Annotated in this window: 15 protein-coding genes; 5 read left to right on the forward strand and 10 right to left on the reverse strand. The window is 72.8% G+C overall.

Translation table 11 applies throughout. From position 1 onward, the window contains the following. Positions 1-59 precede the first annotated feature (59 nt). Positions 60-2,201: an N-acetylmuramoyl-L-alanine amidase gene (locus tag AC07AB_RS36185; RefSeq protein WP_478576138.1), complete on the forward strand. Its 2,142-nt coding sequence runs from the start codon at positions 60-62 to the stop codon at positions 2,199-2,201. A 47-nt stretch (positions 2,202-2,248) separates the two neighbouring features. On the opposite strand, the gene AC07AB_RS36190 is transcribed toward AC07AB_RS36185, so the two are convergent. The 6 genes from AC07AB_RS36190 to AC07AB_RS36215 form a co-directional block, all read right to left on the reverse strand. After that, complete coding sequence (locus AC07AB_RS36190; protein ID WP_478576140.1) at positions 2,249-2,749, reverse strand: hypothetical protein; 501 nt, start codon at positions 2,747-2,749, stop codon at positions 2,249-2,251. A gap of 163 nt (positions 2,750-2,912) precedes the next feature. Continuing rightward, positions 2,913-3,149 (reverse strand): DUF397 domain-containing protein, encoded by a 237-nt coding sequence (locus AC07AB_RS36195; protein ID WP_478576142.1) that lies wholly within the window; start codon positions 3,147-3,149, stop codon positions 2,913-2,915. 116 nt (positions 3,150-3,265) lie between these two features. Next, positions 3,266-4,432 (reverse strand): thiolase domain-containing protein, encoded by a 1,167-nt coding sequence (locus AC07AB_RS36200; RefSeq protein WP_478576144.1) that lies wholly within the window; start codon positions 4,430-4,432, stop codon positions 3,266-3,268. Then, the gene (locus AC07AB_RS36205) at positions 4,429-5,499 is read right to left on the reverse strand and encodes a thiolase domain-containing protein (protein WP_478576145.1); all 1,071 of its coding nucleotides are present in this window, start codon (positions 5,497-5,499) and stop codon (positions 4,429-4,431) included. The genes AC07AB_RS36200 and AC07AB_RS36205 overlap by 4 nt, the downstream gene beginning before the upstream one ends. Then, on the reverse strand, positions 5,499-6,467 hold the full coding sequence (locus AC07AB_RS36210) for a Zn-ribbon domain-containing OB-fold protein (protein ID WP_478576147.1): 969 nt from the start codon (positions 6,465-6,467) through the stop codon (positions 5,499-5,501). The genes AC07AB_RS36205 and AC07AB_RS36210 overlap by 1 nt, the downstream gene beginning before the upstream one ends. A gap of 79 nt (positions 6,468-6,546) precedes the next feature. Beyond that, positions 6,547-7,347, reverse strand: coding sequence for a crotonase/enoyl-CoA hydratase family protein (locus tag AC07AB_RS36215; RefSeq protein ID WP_478576148.1), 801 nt, complete (start codon positions 7,345-7,347; stop codon positions 6,547-6,549). Between the two features lie 178 nt (positions 7,348-7,525). Between AC07AB_RS36215 and AC07AB_RS36220 the strand changes: the two genes are divergently transcribed. Further along, entirely contained in the window at positions 7,526-9,148 is a 1,623-nt protein-coding gene (locus tag AC07AB_RS36220) for an acyl-CoA synthetase (RefSeq protein ID WP_478576149.1), read from the forward strand. Here AC07AB_RS36220 and AC07AB_RS36225 read toward each other — a convergent pair. Further along, positions 9,109-9,738 carry a chorismate mutase gene (locus AC07AB_RS36225; RefSeq protein ID WP_478576193.1) on the reverse strand — a complete coding sequence of 210 codons (630 nt, stop codon included), beginning with the start codon at positions 9,736-9,738 and terminating at the stop codon, positions 9,109-9,111. The two genes, AC07AB_RS36220 and AC07AB_RS36225, sit on opposite strands and share 40 nt — an antisense overlap. 277 nt (positions 9,739-10,015) lie before the next feature. Here AC07AB_RS36225 and paaK point away from each other — a divergent pair, with 277 nt between their 5' ends. After that, positions 10,016-11,317, forward strand: a complete 1,302-nt coding sequence (gene paaK / locus AC07AB_RS36230) for a phenylacetate--CoA ligase PaaK (protein WP_478576151.1) — start codon at positions 10,016-10,018, stop codon at positions 11,315-11,317. A 42-nt stretch (positions 11,318-11,359) separates the two neighbouring features. On the opposite strand, the gene AC07AB_RS36235 is transcribed toward paaK, so the two are convergent. Next, positions 11,360-12,892: a fatty acyl-CoA synthetase gene (locus tag AC07AB_RS36235; RefSeq protein WP_478576153.1), complete on the reverse strand. Its 1,533-nt coding sequence runs from the start codon at positions 12,890-12,892 to the stop codon at positions 11,360-11,362. 187 nt (positions 12,893-13,079) lie between these two features. Between AC07AB_RS36235 and AC07AB_RS36240 the strand changes: the two genes are divergently transcribed. After that, positions 13,080-15,485, forward strand: coding sequence for a penicillin acylase family protein (locus AC07AB_RS36240; RefSeq protein WP_478576154.1), 2,406 nt, complete (start codon positions 13,080-13,082; stop codon positions 15,483-15,485). A 24-nt stretch (positions 15,486-15,509) separates the two neighbouring features. Here the strand turns inward: AC07AB_RS36240 and AC07AB_RS36245 are convergent, their stop codons facing one another. After that, positions 15,510-17,060 (reverse strand): acyl-CoA synthetase, encoded by a 1,551-nt coding sequence (locus AC07AB_RS36245; RefSeq protein WP_478576156.1) that lies wholly within the window; start codon positions 17,058-17,060, stop codon positions 15,510-15,512. A gap of 22 nt (positions 17,061-17,082) precedes the next feature. Beyond that, a complete protein-coding gene (locus tag AC07AB_RS36250; protein WP_478576157.1) occupies positions 17,083-18,186 on the reverse strand; it encodes an NAD(P)H-dependent flavin oxidoreductase in 1,104 nt (367 codons plus the stop codon). A gap of 149 nt (positions 18,187-18,335) precedes the next feature. Between AC07AB_RS36250 and AC07AB_RS36255 the strand changes: the two genes are divergently transcribed. Further along, the gene (locus tag AC07AB_RS36255) at positions 18,336-20,156 is read left to right on the forward strand and encodes a serine hydrolase domain-containing protein (protein ID WP_478576158.1); all 1,821 of its coding nucleotides are present in this window, start codon (positions 18,336-18,338) and stop codon (positions 20,154-20,156) included. Positions 20,157-20,168: the final 12 nt, after the last annotated feature.

Genomic DNA, 20,168 nt, shown 5'->3' on the forward strand with positions numbered 1-20,168 from the left:
GCCCGTCCCGGGAAACCCTCCAGCATGGGCACTGATGTGCGAAATCCCGTCCCTCACGCATGATTGACGCGGCCTCGGCCAGGGGTACCTCTAAGTGGATCCGGCTCCGCCCGCCCATCCGCGCACCATCCGCCCCGGCGCACGACACGGCCCGGCTTGAGGAGGCTGCGTTGCCCGCACTGCCCGCACCGCCCCCGCGCTCAGCACCGTCAGAATCGCGAAGAAACGATTCGGGGCCGTGGAGACGCCGGCGCCGAACCCTGCGCACCGCCGGCGCCGCGGCGACCGCCGCCCTGCTGCTGCCGCTGGTATCGACCGCCCCGTCCGCCACCGCCGCGCCACCGCCCTCCGACGCGCTGCAGCGCTCGTTCGCCGACGCGGCGGCCGCCTACCATGTGCCGCCGAGCGTCCTGCTCGGCGTCGCCTATCTGGAGTCCCGCTGGGACGGCCACGGCGGCGCGCCGAGCGTCTCCGGCGGCTACGGCCCGATGCACCTCACGGACGCCCGTACCGCCCTGGCCGAGGCCCCGCACCACAGCGACGCCCGCGAGGACCCCCGCGGCGACGGCGCACGGCCCTGGACGCCCATACGCGACCGGCTCCCCGGGGCCGTCGAGCCGCCCGCCCGGCTGCACACCCTGGACCGGGCCGCCGCCCTGACCGGCCTGCCGGGCGAGACGCTGCGGCGGGACGCCGCGGCCAACGTCCGGGGCGGCGCCGCGCTGCTCGCCGCCGAGCAGCGCCGGCTGGGGCTGCCGCCGAGCGCGGACCCCGCCGACTGGTACGGGGCGGTGGCGAGCTATTCGGGCGCCTCGGACGCCGCGACCGCCGCCGTGTTCGCGGGCGAGGTCTACGACGTCCTGCGCGGCGGCGAGTCCCGCACCACCGACGAGGGGCAGCGCGTGGTGCTCCCCGCCGACAGGGCGCTGCGGCCCGACTCCGCGCAGCTGGGGCGCCTCGGCCTGCCCGCCGGCGCTCCGGCGGGCGGGAAGGGCCGCGTCGAGTGCCCGCGCTCCGTGGCATGCGAGTCGGTCCCCGCCCCGTACGAGCGGTTCGGGGACGGTGACTTCGGCAACCACGACCTGGCCGACCGCCCGAAGTCGCAGCGGGTCGACTACATCGTCATCCATGACACCGAGGGCAGCTGGGACACCGCTCTCAAGCTGATCAAGGACCCGACGTACGTCTCCTGGAACTACACGGTGCGCTCCGCCGACGGGCACATCGCGCAGCACGTGCCGACCAAGGACGTCGCCTGGCACGCCGGCAACTGGTACGTGAACTCCAAGTCCGTCGGCATCGAGCACGAGGGTTTCCTCACCGCGCCCGACGCCTGGTACACGGAGGCGATGTACCGCACCTCGGCCCGGTTGGTGAAGTACCTGTCGCACAAGCTGGGCATCCCGCTGGACCGGCAGCACATCCTGGGCCACGACAATGTGCCGGGCACGACGGCCGCCACGGTCAAGGGCATGCACACCGACCCGGGCCCGTACTGGGACTGGGCGCACTACTTCCAGCTGCTGGGCAGGCCCTTCCGGCGCACCGCGGGCCCGCACGGCGGGCTGGTGACCGTGGCACCGGACTACGCGCGCCACCGGCCCGTGTACACGGGCTGCGCGAAGGCCGGACAGACCTGTGCGCCGCACGGGTCGGGAGCGGTGCGGCTGCACACCGCGCCGAGCGAGGGCGCCCCGCTGGTGAAGGACATCGGGCTGCGCCCCGACGGCGGCGACTCCACGGCCGACGTCAACGACACCGGCGCCCGCGCCTCCACCGGGCAGCGGTTCGCGGTGGCCGGGCGCCATGGCGACTGGACGGCGATCTGGTACCTCGGGCAGCGGGCGTGGTTCCACAACCCCCGCACCCGGCCGACCGCCGTGGACGCCAAGGGCCTCGTCGCCACCCCGAAGCCGCGCCCCGGCGGGGTTCCGGTGTACGGGCGCGCGTACCCGGAGAAGGCCGCGTATCCGGCCGGGGTGCCGGTGCAGAGCGTCTCGCCGCTGCCGTACCGGCTGCTCGCCGGGCAGGCGTACGCGGTGGGCGGCCGGGCGTCGGCCGAGTATCTGTGGGCGGCGACGTTCGATCCGGCCGGGCACGAGGTGGTGCGCGGCAAGGACGGGTACTACGAGATCCAGCTGGGGCACCGGGTGGGCTACGTACGGGCCGCCGATGTGACGCTGCGGCCCTCCGGCCGGTGATTCACGCGGACGGATGACGCGGAGCCCCGGCCGCCGGGGCTCCGTGCTCAGCCCTGCTGGAAGAGCTCCGCGGGGAGCGGCTTGAGCAGCTGGTACAGCTCGTCGGTGATCGGCCGGTCCCAGGTGGCGATGGTGACGAGCACGCCGTCGCTGCGGTCGAACTGGGCGCAGGAGACGCGGCTCTCGGAGCACTTGACGCGCCGCACGATCAGCAGGTTGTCCTCGTGCATGACCGGGGTGTCCTCGGTCTCCACCACGTGCGCCGGCTCGTCGTTGTCGAGCGCGGCCAGCAGCTGCGCCACCTCGAACGGCACCTGTCCGTCCGAGAGGTCGCGCGCCGGGGAGCCCTCGGGCAGATTGCCGATGATCATCGCCGGTCCGCGCCCGCCGAAGAGGTCGTAGCGCAGGAAGACGCCCTGGCAGCTGCCGTCGGGCGCGGGCAGCAGCCCGGCTCCGAGGTCCCCGGGCCAGTCCCCCGGGTCCATGGCGAGGACGTCGAAGTCCGGCCCGGTGGGCGTGGCGGCGCTGCGGCGGCGGAGGAACGACATGCCCACATCGTACGTGCCCGGCGCCCTCTCGCGTCCCCGGGCCCGGGGCGGTCGCGGCGTGCCCCGCGCCCGGTGGACCGGGGCCGGGACCGGCCGGGGAGGTTCCGGAGCGGCCGGGCGGGCCGACCGCCGGGGCCGGCCCCGGCCCGTCGCGCCGGATGTGTCAGGTGAGGTCGAATTCCCCGTCCCGCGCGCCGAGTACGAACGCGCGCCACTCGCCGGGGTTGAAGATCAGCGACGGGCCCTCCGGACTGCGGCCGTCGCGCATGGCGATGTACCCCTCCACGAAGGCGACCTGGACATCACCGGATCCCTGACTGCTCGATTGCCACTGCGCGTTGCTGAGGTCGAGCTGCGGCTTCACGCTGCCTGCCGGATGCTCAGTCGTGCTCTCCGCCACGTCCGTGCTCCTCCCGGTTCGTCGTCCGGCCCCACCCTAGCGATCGGGGCGGACGCCGGACAGACCGCGGCGGTATGTCCGTACGCCCTCCTTTCGCGGGCCGTGCGGGTCGCGGTTCAGGAGGCCGCCGGCTCGGCCCCGACGAGCCACATGGAGAAGAACTGCGCGCCGCCTCCGTAGGCGTGGCCGAGGGCTTTGCGCGCCCCGTCCACCTGGTGCTCCCCCGCCTGTCCGCGCACCTGGAGGGCGGCCTCCGCGAAGCGGAGCATGCCGGAGGCGCCGATGGGGTTGGTGGACAGGACGCCGCCGGAGGGGTTGACGGGCAGGTCTCCGCCGAGTTCGGTGACGCCGGCCTCGGTGAGTTTCCAGCCCTCGCCCTCGGCGGCGAAGCCGAGGTTCTCCAGCCACATCGGCTCGTACCAGCTGAACGGCACGTACATCTCGACGACGTCGATCTCGCGGCGCGGGTCGGTGATGCCCGCCTGCCGGTAGACGTCGGCGGCGCAGTCCTTGCCGGCCTGCGGCGACACGAAGTCCTTGCCCGCGAAGAGGGTGGGCTCGCTGCGCATCGCGCCGCCGTGCACCCAGGCGGGCGGGTGCGGTGAACGGTCCGCGCCGCCCCGGTCGGTGAGGATCATGGCGCAGGCGCCGTCGGAGGAGGGGCACGTCTCGGAGTAGCGGACGGGGTCCCACAGCATCGGCGAGGACTGCACCTTCTCCAGGGTGATGTCCCGCTCGTGGAGGTGGGCGTAGGGGTTCTTCAGGGCGTTGCGCCGGTCCTTGTAGGCGACGAGGGAGCCGACGGTGCCGGGGGCCCCGGTGCGCCGCATGTACGCCCGGATGTGCGGCGCGAAGAAGCCGCCGGCGCCGGCCAGCAGCGGCTGCTGGAAGGGGACGGGCAGGGAGAGGCCCCACATGGCGTTGGACTCGGACTGCTTCTCGAAGGCGAGGGTCAGTACGGTGCGGTGGACGCGGGCGGCGACGAGGTTGGCGGCGACGAGGGCGGTGGAGCCGCCGACGGAGCCCGCGGTGTGCACGCGCATCATGGGTTTGCCGACGGCGCCGAGGGCGTCGGCGAGGTAGAGCTCCGGCATCATGACGCCCTCGAAGAAGTCGGGGGCCTTGCCGATGACGACGGCGTCGATGTCGGGCCAGCCGAGCCCGGCGTCCAGCAGCGCCCGGGCGGCCGCTTCCCGCACCAGCCCGGCGATGGACACGTCTCGCCGCGCGGCGACGTGTTTGGTCTGGCCGATCCCGACGACCGCGACGGGCTCCTTGCTCATCGGGGGTCTCCTTCCAGTACGGCGACCAGGTTCTGCTGGAGGCAGGGGCCCGAGGTGGCGTGGGCGAGCGCGCGGTCGGAGGCGCCGCGGTGGATGCGGGCCGCGGCCTCTCCGAGGCGGATGAGTCCCGCCGCCATCATCGGGTTGGCGGCGAGGGCGCCGCCGGAGGGGTTGACCGCCACGTCGTCGGTGAGCCGCAGCGCCTTGCGCAGGACGACTTCCTGGGAGGTGAAGGGGGCGTGCAGCTCGGCGGTGTCGACGGGGGCGCCGAAGGCGCCGGCGCGCTCGGCGGCGAGGCGGGTGGAGGGCGAGTCGGTGAGATCGCGCACGCCCAGGGAGTGCGGTTCGACGCGGTGGTCGATGCCCTTGATCCACGCGGGCCGGGGGCAGAGCCGGCGTGCCGTGTCCCCGGCGGCGAGGACGACGGCGGCGGCGCCGTCGCCGATGGGCGGCGCGTCGTGCCCGCGCAGCGGCCGTACGAGGTAGTCGGCGCCGAGCAGCCGGTCGGGCGCCTGCGAGCCGCGCAGCTGGGCGTGCGGGTTGCTCTCGGCGGACCTGCGGCTGCGGGCGGCGATCTCGGCGAGGGCGCGCTCGTCGGTGTCGCCCGCGTCGATGAGCGCCTGGGCCTGGAGCGCGGCGAGGGAGACGGAGTCGGGCCACAGGGGCGCGAGGTAGTAGGGGTCGAGCTGCCGGGTGAGGACGTCGCGGAGTTCGCCGGGCGAGGACTTTCCGTAGGAGTAGACGAGCGCGGTCTCGGCCTCGCCGGTGCGGAGTTTGACCCATGCCTCGTACAGCGCCCAGGCCCCGTCCATCTCGACATGGGACTCGGATATGGGCGGCCAGGCCCCCACTCCGTCGAGGGCCATGGTGAAGGAGAAGGCGCGGCCGGCCAGGTAGTCGCTCGATCCGGAGCAGGTGAAGTCGGTTTCGCCCGCGGTGAGTCCGACCTGTCCGAGGGTCTGTGTGAGGACGGGGAGCAGCATCTCGACTTCGGAGAGGTCCGCGGTGGTCCTGCGGTGCGCGCTCTGCCCGAAGGCCACGATGGCCACTTCCGGTGCGTCGGGCATCACAGCAGCTCCTTGTACGCGTCGTAGTCGGCGTCCGGTTCGCCGGTGGGCCGGTAGTGGTCGGGGAAGCGGCTGCCTGACGAGGGGTCGGGCCATACGGGCTCGACGCGCATGCCCATCCGCACCTGGTCGTACGGGATGCCGCCGATCCGCCCGTGCAAGGCGAGGTCGGCGCCGTCGAGGGCGATGTGCCCGTAGACGTACGGCACCTCGATGTCGAGGTTGCGGGCCTTGATGTTGACGACGCAGAAGGTGGTGACGGTGCCGCGCGGGCCGACCTCGACCTGCTCGGCGGTGGCGACGCCGCAGGTGGGGCAGGCGCCGCGGGGCGGCACGTAGACCTTGCGGCAGGAGGGGCAGCGTTCGCCGACGGTCTTGTGGTCGGCGAGCGCCGCGAGGTAGCGGGTCTGGGCGCGGCCGGGCGAGTAGCGGTAGTCGAGGCGGGCGGGTGCGACGATGCCGGTGACGGGGTCGGCGAACCGCCCGTCGTGGGGCCGGGCCTCGCCGGCCGGCGGGCTCTCGTGCGGTTCGAAGCAGGCGATGTCGGTGATGGCTCCGGTGGGTTCGGCGGCCCAGCGGATACGGACGCGCAGTCCGGTGTGCACGGCGTCGGGCCCCGGTGCGTCGAGCGCGTGGAGGAGGGCGGTGTCGGCGCCGTCGAGCCGGACGAGGACCCAGGCGAAGGGGGTGGGCAGGGGCTGGCCGGGGCGAGGCGCCGGGTTCCAGGCCCAGGTGGTGACGGTGCCGGTGGGGGCGACTTCGACGAGTTCGCGCAGCTCTTCGGCGGTGGCCGGGTCGTACTCTACGGGCGGCACGAGGACGCGGCCGTCGCCGGTCCTGACCCCGAGCGGGGTGCGCCCGCGCAGCCCGGTGAGGAAGGCGCTCTGCACGGGCCCGAGGGAGCGGGTGAAGGGGAATTCGACGGTGAGGGGTGCGCTGAGCGCCTCGGGCGCCGGGGAGGGTGGCATGCGGTGGTCTCCTTCACTCAGGGCCGGAGGGGCCCGCGGCTGCCGTGGACGGTCGCGGCTTCCCGGCGGGAGCGCGGCATCAGGTCCGCCGGAAGACGGCCGGGCGCTTCTCGGCGAAGGCGCGGGCGCCTTCCTTGGCGTCGGCGGTGTCGAACACCGGCCAGCCGCTGGTCAGTTCGTGGGCGAGCCCGTCGGCCTCCGTCATGGCGGCCGTGTCGTACACCGATGCCTTGACGGCTTCGACGGCCAGCGGCCCGTTGGCGTTGACGGCCTCGGCGATCTCCAGCGCCTTGGACAGGGCGGTGCCGTCCGGGACGACATGGCCGATGAGTCCGATGCGGGCCGCCTCGGCGGCGGGGTACGGGCGTCCGGTGAGCAGCATTTCCAGGGCGTGGGTGCGCGGTATCTGGCGGGCGAGGCGGACCGTGGAGCCGCCGATGGGGAAGAGGCCGCGGCGCACCTCGTAGAGGCCGAAGGTGGCGCTCTCGCCCGCGACGCGGATGTCCGTGCCCTGGAGGATCTCGGTGCCGCCCGCGACGCAGTGGCCCTCGACGGCGGCGATGACGGGCTTGCGCGGCCGGTGGTGGCGGAGCATCGCCTTCCAGTGCAGGTCGGGGTCGGCTTCGAGCCGGTGCCGGTACTGCTCGCCCATGCCCTTTCCGGCCAGGGCCTTGAGGTCCATGCCGGCGCAGAACGCGCCGCCCGCGCCGGTCAGCACGATCGAGCGGATCTCGTCGTCCGCGTCGGCGGCGAGCCAGCCGTCGTAGAGCCCGACCAGCATCGGCAGGGAGAGCGCGTTCTTCGCCTCCGGCCGGTTCAGGGTCAGTACCAGTGTGGCGCCGACGCGTTCCACGCCGAGGTGTTCCGTTTCCCCGCCCATGGCAAGTCCTCTCGTCTCAAGACCTAGAACAGGTTGCAGCAGGCGCGGGCGGAGTACAAGAGTTATCTGACAGGCAGTCAGTTTTCTTCGGTGCGCGCCCTTCCCACCTGTACGGCCAGGCGCTCTAATGACCGCCAAGCCGCTCGGTCGCCCCGGTCAGCCCCGGTCTGGAGGACACGTGGAGTACAACCTTGCCGACCTCTTCGAATCGATCGTCGATACGGTGCCCGACCGCGAGGCGCTGGTCTTCGCCGATCACCCGGGCACCGGGGCCGAACGCCGGCTGACCTACGCGCAGCTCGACGCGGCGGCCAACCGGCTCGCCCACCACCTCGGCGAGCGCGGCGTACGGCCCGGCGCACACGTCGGCCTGCACCTCTACAACAGCGTCGAGTACCTCCAGACGCTCTGGGCCTGCCTGAAGATCCGCGCCGTCCCGGTCAACGTCAACTACCGCTATGTCGAAGAAGAGTTGGCCTACCTCTACCGGGACGCGGACCTGGTGGCGCTCGTCTTCGACGGGGAGTTCACCGCGCGGGTCGCGGCGGCGCTCCCCCGCGCGGAGCGGCTGCGCCACCTCATACGGGCGGGCGAGCCCCCCGAGGGCGCGCCGGAGCCCCGTATCGCGCCCGTCGGCTTCGCCGAGGCCGAGGCCGCCGGTTCGCCCGAACGCGGCTTCGGCCCCCGGTCCGCGGACGACCAGATCATCATCTACACCGGGGGCACCACCGGCATGCCCAAGGGCGTGATGTGGCGCCAGGAGGATCTCTTCTTCTCCGGCCTGGGCGGCGGCGCGCCGACCGGCGAGCCCGTGAAGCGCCCCGAGGAGCTGGCGGAGCGGGTGGCCGCGGGCGGCGAGGGCCTCGTCTTCTTCCCCGCCCCGCCGCTGATGCACGGCACCTCCACGCTCACCGCCCTCATCGCCTTCGACTTCGGCCAGAAGGTGGTCATCCACCGGAAGTACGTGCCGCACGAGGTGCTGCGCACGATCGAGAAGGAGAAGGTCACCAGCGTCTCCCTGGTGGGGGACGCGATGCTGCGCCCCCTGGTGGACGCGCTCGGCGGCCCGCTGCGCGGCACCGACTGCTCGTCGCTGTTCACCGTCAGCAGTTCGGGCGCGATCCTGTCGGAGACCGTACGGGCCCAGTTCCAGGAGCTCGTGCCGAACGTGCTGCTGCTCAACAACTTCGGCTCCTCGGAGTCCGGTTTCAACGGCACCGCGACCGAGGACTCGGGCCCCGACCGGGGGTTCCGGCTGCGCGTCAACGACCGTACGGCCGTGGTCGACCCGGCGACGCACGAACCGGTCGCGCCCGGCGAGCCCGGCCGGCTGGCGCAGCGCGGACATGTGCCGCTGGGCTACTACAACGACCCGGAGAAGACCGCCGAGACGTTCTTCGAGGCCCGGGGCGAACGGTGGGTCCTGCTCGGCGACATGGCGACCGTCGACGCGGACGGCGTGGTCACGATCCTCGGGCGCGGCTCGCAGTGCATCAACACGGGCGGCGAGAAGGTGTATCCGGAGGAGGTCGAGCAGGCGCTGAAGGCGCATCCGGATGTGTACGACGCGCTGGTCGCGGGCGTGCCGGACCCGCGATGGGGCAACCGGGTGGCGGCCGTCGTGCAGCCGCGCGAGGGGGCCGGGCCGCTGAGTCCGGAGGCCGTGCGGGCGCACTGCCGGACCCGGCTGGCCGGTTACAAGATCCCGCGCAGCGTGGTGTTCACGGACCGCATCCAGCGCTCCCCCAGCGGCAAGGCGGACTACCGCTGGGCGAAGGCGAAGGCCGCCGAGGAGGGGTGAGCGGGCGGCGCGCCCATCCCGGATGGCTCACAGACCGAGGGCAGCGCGCGGGCGAGGGCCACCGTGTGCGGCGTGTCCAGGTGGCGCGCCTGCCGGGTCCGCGCCGCGCCCAGGGCCAGCAGGCCGCCGCAGGAGCGGTCGGCGCGGGCCCGGCCGGAGTCAGCGACGGCCCGTACCAGTTCGCCGTTGAGCCGGTTGATCTTCAGCCGGACCTCGGCGAGGTCGGGTCGCTCGGAGGGGGCCGTCGAGGGGTCCGCTTTCCACCGGCGGTGCAGGGCGCGCTGCACGATCTTGCTCGCCTCGATCTGGTCCCGGAAGATCCGCACCGTCGCCGCCGGGTCCGCGCCCGCTTCGGCCGCCTGCCGCGCCACCGCGTCCAGCACCTGCCGCTCGCGGGCGGGATCGTCGATGGGGCCGCCGGTCCCCCACTTCGCGGCGGCGACGAGGTCCCCGGTCGCCAGGCGCCGCGCGGACAGGTCGGCGAGCGGCAGCAGCCGGGCGTACGTACCGGATGCGCCGGTCGCGGACGGGGTCGCGGGCCGGGGCCCGGCGGCCGCCGTTCCCGCGCCCGCTCCCACCCCCGCGACCATGACGGCGGCGACGGAGACCGGGACCAGCAAGCGGCGCAGTGATGTACGCGGCGACACGGGCGCACCCTTTCATCGATGTGGAGGACGGTACGGAGGTCGGTACGGGCAGCGGTGCTCGCGCGAGCCTACGGCGTCCCCCCGCGCGCGCCGGACTTCCGGACGGCGAGCCGTCCATCCACAGCCCGGCCGCCCTCCTTGACGCGTGGGCCGCCTCCTGATTATTTGATCGGAGACACAGCGACCGAATGATCGGTCGGCTCATTGGGGCGGTGATGTCATGACAGGTCCGCAGGACCTCCTCGACGGAGCGGAACGGTTGTCCCGCGAGGAGCTCGAAGCGCTGCAGCTGCGGCGGATGCGCGCGTCCCTGCGCCACGCGTACGACAACGTCGGCTTCTACCGGCGCGCGTTCGACGCGGCGGCGGTGGCACCGGAGGACTGCGAGACGCTCGCCGACATCGCGCGGTTCCCGTTCACCGTCAAGGCGGATCTGCGGGACAACTACCCGTTCGGGATGTTCGCCGTCCCCGAGTCCGACATCCGGCGCATCCACGCCTCCAGCGGCACGACGGGCCTCCCCACCGTCGTCGGCTACACCGAACGCGACCTGGACATCTGGGCCGAGGTCGTGGCCCGGTCGCTGCGCGCGGCCGGCGCCCGGCCGGGCCACAAGGTCCATGTGGCGTACGGATACGGCCTGTTCACCGGCGGCCTCGGCGCGCACTACGGAGCCGAGCGGCTCGGCTGCACCGTGATCCCGGCGTCCGGGGGCATGACCGCGCGCCAGGTGCGGATCATTCAGGACTTCCGCCCCGAGATCATCATGGTGACGCCGTCCTACATGCTCACCCTCCTCGACGAGTTCGAGCGGCAGGGCATCGATCCGCGCACCACGTCCCTCAAGGTCGGCGTCTTCGGCGCCGAACCGTGGACGGAGGAGATGCGCCGCGAGATCGAGGAGCGGTTCGCCATCGACGCGGTCGACATCTACGGCCTCTCGGAGGTCATCGGTCCGGGCGTGGCACAGGAGTGCGCGGCGACCAAGGACGGGCTGCATCTGTGGGAGGACCATTTCTACCCGGAGGTCGTCGACCCCATCACGGGTGAGGTGCTGCCCGACGGCGCCCACGGTGAGCTGGTTCTGACCTCGCTCACCAAGGAGGCCATGCCGGTCGTCCGCTACCGCACCCGCGACCTCACCCGGCTGCTGCCGGGCACGGCCCGCGCGCCCTTCCGCCGGATGGAGAAGGTCACCGGCCGCAGCGACGACATGATCATCCTGCGCGGCGTCAACCTCTTCCCCGCCCAGGTGGAGGAGATCGTGCTGCGCACGCCCGGCATCGCGCCCCACTTCCAGCTGCGGCTGACCCGCGAAGGCCGGTTGGACCACCTGACCGTACGGGCCGAGGCACGGCCCGGCGCGTCGCCCGAGCAGCGGACGGCCGCGGTCGGGCTGATCACGTGCGGCGTGAAGGACGGCATCGGGGTGTCGGTGGCGGTCGAGATCGTCGATCCGGAAACGCTGGAGCGGTCGGTGGGCAAGTTCAGGCGCATCGTGGACGCCAGGCCGTCGTCATAACCGAGCGCCCTGCCCGCCGTTGCGACCCGAGACCTTCCCCGGCTACCGCCGGGAGGCGCCCCCCGCCCGCGACGCGAAGCGGTCGCGCAGTTCCCGCTTGAGGATCTTCCCACTGGCGTTGCGCGGCAGTTCGGTGACGAACAGGACGCGCTTGGGCGCCTTGAAGTGCGCGAGCCGCTCGCGGACGTGGTCGATCAGCTCCTGCTCGCCGACCGTGCCGCGCCGGACCACGACGGCCGTGACCGCCTCGATCCAGCGCGCGTCCGGGAGGCCGATCACCGCCGCCTCCACCACGGCCGGGTGCTCGTACAGCGCGTCCTCGACCTGCCGGGAGGCGACGAGCACGCCGCCGGAGTTGATGACGTCCTTCACCCGGTCGACGACGGTGAGATAGCCCTCGGCGTCCCGCACGGCGAGGTCGCCGGAGTGGAACCAGCCGTCGCGGAACGCCTCCGCGGTCTCCTCCGGTTTGTCCCAGTACCCCTCGCACAGCTGCGGCGAGCGGTAGACGATCTCGCCCGTGACGCCGGCGTCCACCTCGACGCCCCGCTTGTCGACGACCTGGGCCTCCACGAACAGCACCGGACGGCCGCAGGAATCCATCCGGCCTTCGTGTTCGTCGGGGCCGAGGACAGTGGCCAGGGGGCCGATCTCGCTCTGGCCGAAGCAGTTGTAGAAGGCCAGGTCCGGCAGGCGGGTGCGGAGTCGTTCCAGGACCGGTACGGGCATGATCGAGGCGCCGTAGTACGCCTTGCGCAGCCCGCTGAGGTCGCGGTTGACGAACTCGGGGTGGCCTGCGAGCGCGATCCAGACCGTGGGCGGCGCGAAGAAGCTGTCGGCGCGGCCCGCCCCCACCAGTTCGAAGATCCGGTACGGGTCGGGCTCGTCGATGATGGTGTTCTCCGCGCCCACGGCCAGATAGGGCAGCAGGAAGACGTGCAGCTGCGCCGAGTGGTAGAGCGGGAGGCAGTGCAGCGGCCGGTCGCTCTCCCTGAGGTCCAGCGCGGTGATGGCGCTGACGTACGCGTGGACGAGGGCGCGGTGCGACATCATCGCGCCCTTGGGCTGGGCGGTGGTCCCCGACGTGTAGAGCAGCTGGACCACCTCCTCGCCGTCCCCGCCGATGGACAAGATGCCGGCCGCGCTCCGCTCCCGCGCCCTCTCCAGCAGCGAGCCGGTGGCGTCGCGCAGCGCCATGACCGGTACGGAATCGGGCAGCCGGTGTTCGATGACCGGGTCGGTGAGGACGAGCGAGCTGCCCGACTGCTCGATGACGTACCGCAGCTCCTCGCCGGTGAGGTGGTGGTTGACCGGCACATGGACGTACCCCGCGCGGGCGCAGGCGAGGAAGGCGATCAGATAGGCGTCGGAGTTGTGCCCGTACGCGGCGACGCGGGCGCCGCTCGCCAGTCCGCCGCGATCCGCCAGCGTCCAGGCGGCCACGGTCACCGCGTCGTCGAGTTCCCGGTAGGTCCAGGCCCGCTCGCCGTACCGCACCGCCGTGCGGTCGGGCACCCGCCGGGCGCTGCGCCGCAGGATGTCGTCCACCGTGCTGCTGCGTACTCCTCCGGTCATGGTCGGATCTTGTGCGCGGCGCGGGCGCGGGTCAAGTACTCACGCCGGACCGGTACCGGAGTCGCCGCCACCCTGTCCTCTGCCGCCACACGCCACCCATCGGGCGACAATCCTCCCGCTTGGTAACATCCGGCAACTTCCGTACCTCAGTACCTCGTTGGGGGATAAGTTGAACTTACGTATCCGTATGCGCGCGCTGGTACTCGTCGGCACCGCGCTGCTGACCGTGTCGACCGTGCTGCCGCCGGGCGCGGCGGCGGCCGGGCCGGACCGTACGCACCGGCCCTCGGGCGGCGGGCTGTCCGCCGTCATCCGCTACACCGAGTACGGCGTTCCGCACATCACGGCCGAGGACTATCCGGACCTGGGCTTCGGCGAGGGCTGGGCGCAGGCCGCCGACCAGGTGTGCGTGCTGGCCGACGGGTTCGTCACCGGACGCGGCGAGCGCTCGCGCTACTTCGGCCCCGACGCCGCGACCGACTACTCCATGTCGTCCGCCTCCACGAACCTCACCAGCGACCTCTTCTTCCGCGGCGTGAAGGAGGCGGGCACGGTCGAGAAGCTGCTCGCCCAGCCCGCGCCGGCCGGCCCCAGCCGGCAGACGAAGGAGCTGATGCGCGGCTTCGCGGCCGGTTACAACGCCTGGCTCAGACAGCACCGGATATCCGACCCGGCCTGCCGGGGAGCCGCCTGGGTCACACCCATCACCACACTCGACGTGGCCCGGCGCGGCTATTCGCTCGCCCTGCTCTCCGGGCAGGGCGCGGCCGTGGACGGCATCACCGGGGCCCGGCCGCCGGTCGCCGGCGCGCAGCCGCCGAAGCGCGGGCAGGACCCCGTCGAGACGGCCCGCGGCCTCTTCGCCCAGGGCCGTTCGGACATGGGCTCCAACGCCGTCGCGTTCAGCGGGGAGACCACCGCGAACGGGCGCGGGCTGCTGCTCGGCAATCCGCACTACCCCTGGAAAGGCGGCCGCCGCTTCTGGCAGTCCCAGGTCACCATCCCGGGCGAGCTGGACGCGGCGGGCGGCTCCCTGCTGGGCGTCACATCGATCTCCATCGGCCACAACTCCCGTATCGCGTGGAGCCATACGGTCGCCATGGGCGTGCCGTTGACGCTGCGCGAGCTGAAGCTCGCGCCGTCCGATCCGACGTCCTACCTGGTGGACGGCGAGGCCGTGAAGATGACCAAGCGCACGGTCACCGTCGCGGCGCGGGGCGCGGACGGCCGCCCCACCCAGGTCACCCGCCCCCAGTGGTGGACCCGCTACGGCCCCGTGACCACGTCCTACGGTGATGTCGACCTGCCCTGGACCAGCGGCTCGGCGTACGCGCTCGACGACGCCAACTCCGCCAACCTGCGGTTCAGCGACGCGGGGCTGAGCCTCAGCAAGGCCCGCAGCGTCGACGGCGTCCGCGACGCGCTGAACCGCACCCAGGGCCTGCCCTGGGTCAACACCATTGCGGCGGACTCCGGCGGCCACAGCCTCTACACCCAGTCGCAGGTGCTGCCGCGCGTCACCGACGAGCTCGTCGCACGCTGTTCCACGCCGCTGGGCAAGCGGATCTACCCGGTGTCCGGCCTCGCGGTGCTGGACGGCTCGCGTGATTCCTGCGGGCTGGGCCGGGACGCCGACGCCGTGCAGGACGGGATCTACGGGCCATCCGCGATGCCGACGCTCAAGGACGCGCCGTACGCGGAGAACTCCAACGACAGCGCCTGGCTGGCCAACCCGGACCAGCCGCTCACCGGCTACCCGCGGGTCTTCGGCGACGTCGGCACAGCGCGCTCGATGCGCACCCGCGGTGCGATCGAGGACGTGGACGCCATGGCGGAGCGGGGCCGGCTGACCGTGGCCGATCTCCAGAAGCAGCAGTTCGCCAATGGCGTGCCCGCGGCGGACCTGGCCGCGGCCGACGCCGCGAAGGCGTGCGGGGCGCTGCCGGGCGGCACGGCGGTGGACAGCCGCGGCAAGCGCGTGGACGTCTCGGCGGCCTGCGACGTGCTGGCCGAGTGGGACCGTACGGTACGGACCGGCAGCAAGGGGGCGCTGCTCTTCGACCGCTTCTGGCGGAAGCTCTCCGACGCCGTGCCGGAGCGGGAGTTGTGGCGGGTGCCGTTCTCCGCCGCCGATCCGGTGGCCACCCCTAACACCCTGAACACGGCCGACCCGCGGTTCGCGCGCTCGCTGGCCGACGCGGTCGGCGAGCTGCGGGCGGCCCGTATCGCGCTCGACGCGCCGCTGGGTGAGCACCAGTTCGTGGTGCGCGGCGGCAAGCGCATCCCGCTGTCGGGCGGCACCGAGTCGCTGGGCGTCTGGAACAAGACCGAGGCGCGCTGGGACGCGGCGAAGGGCGGCTACCGCGAGGTGTCCCTGGGCTCCAGCTATATCCAGGCGGTCGGCTTCGACGGCAGCTCTTGCCCGGTCGCCCGTACGCTGCTGACGTATTCGCAGTCCTCGAACCCGAACTCGCCGCACCACAGCGACCAGACGGAGCTGTATTCGGCCGGCCAGATGGTCAAGGAGCGGTTCTGCGCGAAGGACATCCTCGCGTCGCCAAAGCTGCGGGTGGTGCGGGCGAGCGAGCACTGAGGTGACCGCTCATCCCTGAGGTGGCTACACGGCGCGCTCCCGGCCCGCCCAGTGCGGGTCGCGGAGCCGCCGCTTGTAGAGCTTGCCGTTGGGGTCGCGCGGCATGGCCGCGATGAAGTCGACGGTCTTGGGGCGCTTGTAGCCGGCGAGCTGCCGCTCGCAGTGCGCGAGGATCTCCTGGGCCAGTTCCGGGCCCGCCGGGTGCCCCTCGGCGGGCTCGACCACGGCCTTGACCTCCTCGCCCCAGTCGTCGTTCGGGATCCCGAAGGCCGCGGCGTCGGCGACGGCCGGGTGGGCGAGCAGCGCGGACTCGATCTCGGCGGGGTAGATGTTGACGCCGCCGGAGATGATCATGTCGATCTTGCGGTCGCGGAGGTAGAGATAGCCGTCCTCGTCGAGGTAGCCGAGATCGCCGACGGTGAAGAAGTCGCCTATCCGGTTCTTCCGCGTCTTGTTCTCGTCCTTGTGGTAGGTGAATCCGCCGGTGGTCATCTTCATGTAGACGGTGCCGAGTTCGCCCGCGGGCAGCCGGCGCCCGTCGTCGTCGAAGACGGCGAGTTCGCTGATGGACCAGGGTTTGCCGACGGTGCCGGGCTTCTTCAGCCAGTCCTCGGCGGTGGCGAAGGCCCCGCCGCCCTCGCTGGCCGCGTAGTACTCCTCCACGCACGTCCCCCACCAGTCGATCATCGCGCGCTTGACGTGGTCGGGGCAGGGGGCGGCCCCGTGGATGGCGTGCCGCATGGAGGAGACGTCGTACGAGGCCCGTACGGACTCCGGGAGGGCGAGCAGCCGGTGGAACTGGGTCGGCACCATGTGCGTGTGCGTGCACCCGTGGCGGTCGATGGTCCGCAGCATGTCCTCGGGCGTCCACTTGTCCATCAGCACCAGCCGGTGCCCGATGTGCAGTGAGGCGCCCGCGAATTGGAGGACCGCCGTGTGGTAGAGCGGCGAGCAGACGAGGTGCGCGTTGCCGTCGAAGGGCTTGATGCCGAAGATGGCGAGGAAGCCGCCGAGGTACGTCTCTTCGGGTGGTTTTCCGGGCAGCGGGCGGCGTATGCCACGCGGGCGGCCCGTGGTACCGGAGGTGTAGTTCATGACCCAGCCGAGCGTGCGGCCCTCGGGCGGGGTGTCGGACTGCCCCTCCAGGAGGGTGCCGTACGGGCGGAAGCCGGGAATCTCGCCGATCGCGTAGCGGTGGGCGGCGGGCAGTTCCGCCTCGTCGGCCGCTGCCGTCGCCGCGTCGCCGAACCGCTCGTGCGCGATGAGCGCCTTCGCGCCGGAGTCGGCGACGATCCAGGCGATCTCCGGGCCGACGAGGTGGTGGTTGACGGGCACGAGGTAGAAACCGGCCTGGGACGCGGCGAGATAGGCCGTGAAGAACTCGACGCCGTTGGGGAGCACGGCCGCGAACGCGTCGCCGCGCTCCAGTCCCGCCGCGCGCAGCCCGTGCACGAGCCGGTTGCAGTCGGCGTGCAGCCGGCCCGCGCTCCACTCCTCGCCGTCGGGCGCGATGAGGACCGTACGGCCGGGGTCCGCGGCCGCCTGTGCCCAGAAGCCGTTCGGGGGTTGCGTCATGGGAAGGCGCTCCTCTCCGCGCTCAGGCGCGTCCGGCGATGCGGTTGATACGGTCGATGGCCCGCTCGAAGCCCGCGGTGAGGTCGTCGAAGACGGCCTGGACGCTGCGTTCGGAGTTCATCCGGCCGACGATCTGGCCGACGGGCGTGCCGAGCAGCGCGTCCACTTCGTACTTCTGGATGCGGGAGACGGCCTCGGCGACGAGCAGCCCCTGGAGCGGCATCGGGAGGGTGCCGGGGCCTTCGGGGCCGTCCCAGGCGTCGGTCCACTCGGTGCGCAGCTGGCGGGCGGGTTTGCCGGTCAGGGAGCGGGAGCGGACCGTGTCGCCCGGGCCCGCCGCGAGGAGTTTTCGGGTCAGCGCGCGGGAGTGCAGGTCGGCTTCCTCGGTGGTGAGCCAGAGCGAGCCGAGCCAGACCCCCTGGGCGCCGAGGGCGAGTCCGGCGGCGATCTGTTCGCCGCTGCCGATGCCGCCGGCGGCGAGTACGGGGAGCGGGCCGACGGCCTCGACGACCTCGGGGGTCAGCACCATGGAGGCGATCTCCCCGGTGTGGCCGCCCGCTTCGTAGCCCTGGGCGACGACGATGTCGATTCCGGCGTCCCGGTGGCGCCGTGCGTGGTGGGGGCTGCCCGCGAGCGCGGCGACGAGGACGCCGTGGGCGTGGGCGCGCTCGATGACGTCGGCGGGTGGTGAGCCGAGCGCGTTGGCGAGCAGGGCGATGGGGTAGTCGAAGGCGATGTCGAGCTGGCCGCGGGCGACCTGTTCCATCCAGCCGGTGATGCGCCAGCCGGACGCCTCGCCCTCGGCGAGTTCCGGCACGCCGTGTTTGGCGAGGGTGTCGGCGACGAACTGGCGGTGGGCGGGCGGGATCATCGCCTCGATGTCGGCCTCGCTCACCCCCTCCACCTTCTTGGCGGGCATGACGACGTCGAGTCCGTACGGTCTGCCGTCGGTGTTCTCCTGCATCCAGTCGAGGTCGCGCGCGAGGTCCTCGGCGGCGCCGTAGCGCACCGCGCCGAGGACGCCGAGTCCTCCCGCTCGGGTGATCGCGGCGGCCACCGCCGGGAACGGCGTGAAGCCGAAGATGGCGTGTTCGATCCCCAGCCGCTTGCTCAGCTCCGTCTCCATGCGGGGCAGGATGCCGCAGCGCGGCGTGCGAGGGAAGAGATTTTCTGATGCAGTGTCAGATCCTTCGGGTCGTTGACAGATCACCCGCTCCGGTTGAAAGCTTCGCGGGGTCAGCCGGATCATGAAAGAAACTTTCAGGAGGGCTCACGATGGCCGAGGGCGTGGAGGGCCGCGCAGGCGGCGGGATCAGCAGACGGCGGTTCGGCGTCGGGTCGCTCGCGCTCGGCGGGGCCATGGTGATCGCCGCGCCGCCCGGTGCGGCCTGGGGCGCCACGGCGGGCGAGGACGGCGCGGCGGGCGAGGACGGCGGCGGGCGCCGTACGACGCTGCGGCGCGGTTCCGCGCACCGCGCGGGGCTGCTCGAACACCACCTCGGACAGGTCACCGCGGAGGCCGAGGCGTATCTGCACCCCTCCCCCGCCCACCCGTACTACCCGGGCGCCGTACTGCTCGCCGGGCGGGGCGGGACCGTCGCGCTGGAAGAAGCCCTCGGCACGGCGGTGCGCTACGCCCGCTACGACGAGAAGAGCGACACCGGCGTCGAATTCCCCGCGGACCGGCAGCGTCCGATGGCCATGGACACGGTCTTCGACCTCGCCTCCCTCTCCAAGCTCTTCACCTCGATCCTGGCCGTCCAGCACATCGAGCGCGGCGAACTGGCGCTGGAGACCGCGGTGGCCTCCTACCTCCCGGAGTTCGCGGCGGCGGGCAAGCAGGACATCACCATCCGCCAGCTCCTCACCCACACCTCCGGCTTCCAGCCCGACCTGCCCTTCTACGACCGGCCGACCCGGGAAGAGAGGCTCCGGCTGCTGTGGGACGAGGCCCCGCAGCACCCGCCCGGCACCGCCTACCTCTACTCCGACCTCAATCTGATCTCCCTCCAGCTCGTCCTGGAGCGGATCACCGGCCAGGCCCTCGACGACCTCGTGCGCACCGGCATCACCGGCCCGCTCGGCATGGCCTCCACCCGCTACAACCCGCCCGCGAGCTGGAAGCCGCGCATCGCCGCGACCGAGGACCAGCGCAAGCCCTGGGCCCGGCTGGACCGGGGCCTGGTGTGGGGCGAGGTGCACGACGAGAATGCCTTCGCCTTCGGTGGGGTCGCCGGGCACGCCGGGGTCTTCTCCTGCGCCTGGGACCTGGCCGTACTGTGCCGGACGCTGCTCAACGGCGGCGCGTACGGGCACGTCCGCGTACTGCGCCCCGAGTCGGTGCGGCTGATGTTCACGAACTTCAACACCGCCTTCCCCGGCGACGACCACGGCCTCGGCTTCGAGCTGTACCAGCACTGGTACATGGGCGCCATGGCCACTCCCAGCACCGCGGGCCACACCGGCTTCACCGGCACCTCCATCGTCCTGGACCCCACCACCGACTCGTTCCTCGTCCTCCTCTCCAACTCCGTTCACCCCTGCCGCACCTGGCGCTCCGGCAGCGCGCCACGCGTCGCGACCGGCGACGCGCTCGCCCGCGCCGTGCCCGTACGCCCCGCCCGGGGCCGTACCGCCTGGTTCTCCGGCATGGCGAGCGCCGCCGAAGCCACGCTCGCCCTCCCCGCGCTGCCGCTCACCAGCCGGCGGCCCCGGCTGAGCTGCGCCCTGTGGTGGGACATCGAACCCGCCGACGCCCTCCGCCTGGAGGCGTCCGCGGACGACGGCGCCACCTGGCAGCCGGTCCCCTTCACCACCCGGCCCCCGCACGGCCGCCCGGCGGACCACCCGGACGCCGCGGCGAGCGGCTACAACGGCCGCGTATGGCAGCACACGACCGCGGACCTCGCCCCGTGGCACGGCCACCGGGCGGTACGGCTGCGCTGGCGCTACACCACCGGCCCGAGGTACGTGGGGCGCGGCGTGTACGTCGACGGCCTGCGCGTCACGGACGGCGCCCGTACGCCCTTCGACGAGAGCCGACCGCACGACGCGGCGCGCGTGGAGGCGCACGGCTGGGTGCGGTCGGCGGACTGAACCCGCGCCGTC

It is taken from the genome of Streptomyces sp. NPDC044033 (genome assembly GCF_056434425.1).

Bases quoted from the DNA above. Each gene is read 5' to 3' on its own strand.
- AC07AB_RS36185 (WP_478576138.1), top strand. From the start codon at position 60: ATGATTGACGCGGCCTCGGCCAGGGGTACCTCTAAGTGGATCCGGCTC.
- AC07AB_RS36190 (WP_478576140.1), bottom strand. From the start codon at position 2,749: ATGTCGTTCCTCCGCCGCCGCAGCGCCGCCACGCCCACCGGGCCGGAC.
- AC07AB_RS36200 (WP_478576144.1), bottom strand. From the start codon at position 4,432: ATGAGCAAGGAGCCCGTCGCGGTCGTCGGGATCGGCCAGACCAAACAC.
- AC07AB_RS36205 (WP_478576145.1), bottom strand. From the start codon at position 5,499: ATGCCCGACGCACCGGAAGTGGCCATCGTGGCCTTCGGGCAGAGCGCG.
- AC07AB_RS36210 (WP_478576147.1), bottom strand. From the start codon at position 6,467: ATGCCACCCTCCCCGGCGCCCGAGGCGCTCAGCGCACCCCTCACCGTC.
- AC07AB_RS36215 (WP_478576148.1), bottom strand. From the start codon at position 7,347: ATGGGCGGGGAAACGGAACACCTCGGCGTGGAACGCGTCGGCGCCACA.
- AC07AB_RS36225 (WP_478576193.1), bottom strand. From the start codon at position 9,738: ATGGTCGCGGGGGTGGGAGCGGGCGCGGGAACGGCGGCCGCCGGGCCC.
- paaK (WP_478576151.1), top strand. From the start codon at position 10,016: ATGACAGGTCCGCAGGACCTCCTCGACGGAGCGGAACGGTTGTCCCGC.
- AC07AB_RS36235 (WP_478576153.1), bottom strand. From the start codon at position 12,892: ATGACCGGAGGAGTACGCAGCAGCACGGTGGACGACATCCTGCGGCGC.
- AC07AB_RS36240 (WP_478576154.1), top strand. From the start codon at position 13,080: ATGCGCGCGCTGGTACTCGTCGGCACCGCGCTGCTGACCGTGTCGACC.
- AC07AB_RS36245 (WP_478576156.1), bottom strand. From the start codon at position 17,060: ATGACGCAACCCCCGAACGGCTTCTGGGCACAGGCGGCCGCGGACCCC.
- AC07AB_RS36250 (WP_478576157.1), bottom strand. From the start codon at position 18,186: ATGGAGACGGAGCTGAGCAAGCGGCTGGGGATCGAACACGCCATCTTC.
- AC07AB_RS36255 (WP_478576158.1), top strand. From the start codon at position 18,336: ATGGCCGAGGGCGTGGAGGGCCGCGCAGGCGGCGGGATCAGCAGACGG.